Origin of the sequence: Streptococcus mitis, from assembly GCF_047464035.1 — a bacterium.
Taxonomy (GTDB): Bacteria; Bacillota; Bacilli; order Lactobacillales; family Streptococcaceae; genus Streptococcus; species Streptococcus mitis_DX.
Map to the genome: position 1 here is coordinate 1 of NZ_JASHCQ010000049.1, position 1,416 is coordinate 1,416.

At 37.0% G+C, this 1,416-nt stretch carries 1 protein-coding gene; it reads right to left on the reverse strand.

Annotated features, from left to right (window positions below; genetic code table 11):
• Positions 1 to 35: 35 nt before the first annotated feature.
• Positions 36 to 1,292, reverse strand: coding sequence for an ISL3 family transposase (locus QM818_RS08965; RefSeq protein WP_261044629.1), 1,257 nt, complete (start codon positions 1,290 to 1,292; stop codon positions 36 to 38).
• Positions 1,293 to 1,416: the final 124 nt, after the last annotated feature.

The following is a 1,416-nucleotide window of genomic DNA, read 5'->3' on the forward strand; positions in this document are numbered from 1 at the left end:
TGGCTCTTTGTCAACTGTAGTGGGTTGAAGAAAAGCTAAGATCGAGAAAGGACGAAATTCGTCCTTTCTTTTTTGATATTCAGAGCGATAAAAATCCGTTTTTTGAAGTTTTCAAAGTTCCGAAAACCAAAGGCATTTCGCTTGATAAGTTTGATGAGATTATTGGTTGCTTCCAATTTGGCGTTGGAATAGGGTAGTTGAAGGGCGTTGACAATCTTTTCGTTATCCTTGAGGAAGGTTTTAAAGACAGTCTGAAAAAGAGGATGAACCTGCTTTAGATTGTCCTCAATAAGTCCGAAGAATTTGTCAGGTTCCTTGTTCTGAAAGTGAAAAAGCAAGAGTTGATAGAGATTGTAGTGGTGTTTCAACTCTTCTGAATAGCTCAAAAGCTTGTCTAGAATTTCTTTATTTGTTAAGTGCATACGAAAAGTAGGGCGATAAAATCGCTTATCACTGAGTTTACGACTATCTTGTTGAATGAGTTTCCAGTAACGCTTGATAGCCTTGTATTCATGGGATTTTCGCTCAAACTGATTCATAATTTGGACACGCACACGACTCATAGCACGGCTGAGATGTTGGACAATGTGAAAGCGGTCGAGAACGATTTTAGCGTTAGGAAAAAGCTGTTTAGCCAAGTCATAATAAGGACTAAACATATCCATCGTAATGATTTTCACCTGACAACGGACAGCTCTATCGTATCGAAGAAAATGATTTCGGATGATAGCCTGTGTTCTTCCTTCAAGAACGGTGATGATATTGAGATTATCAAAGTCTTGTGCAATGAAACTCATCTTTCCTTTAGTGAAGGCATACTCGTCCCAGGACATAATCTTTGGAAGACGAGAAAAATCATGCTTAAAGTTGAAATCATTGATCTTTCGAATGACAGTTGAAGTTGAAATGGAAAGCTGATGGGCAATATCGGTCATAGAAGTTTTTTCAATCAATTTTTGCGCAATTTTTTGGTTGATAATACGGGGAATTTGATGATTCTTCTTGACGATAGAAGTCTCAGAAACCATCATTTTCGAGCAATGATAGCACTTGAATCGACGCTTTTTAAGGAGGATTCTAGTAGGCATACCAGTTGTTTCAAGGTAAGGAATTTTCGACGGTTTTTGAAAGTCATATTTCTTCATTTGACTTCCGCAATCAGGGCAAGATGGTGCCTCATAATCTAGTTTAGCGATGATTTCTTTGTGAGTATCCCTATTGATGATATCCATAAATTGGATATTAGGGTCTTTGATATCGAGTAGTTTTGTGATAAAATGTAATTGTTCCATATGATTCTTTCTAATGAGTTGTTTCGTCGCTTTTCATTATAGGTCATATGGGACTTTTTTTCTACACAAAAATAGGCTCCATAATATCTATAGGGGATTTACCCACTACAAATATTATAGAGCC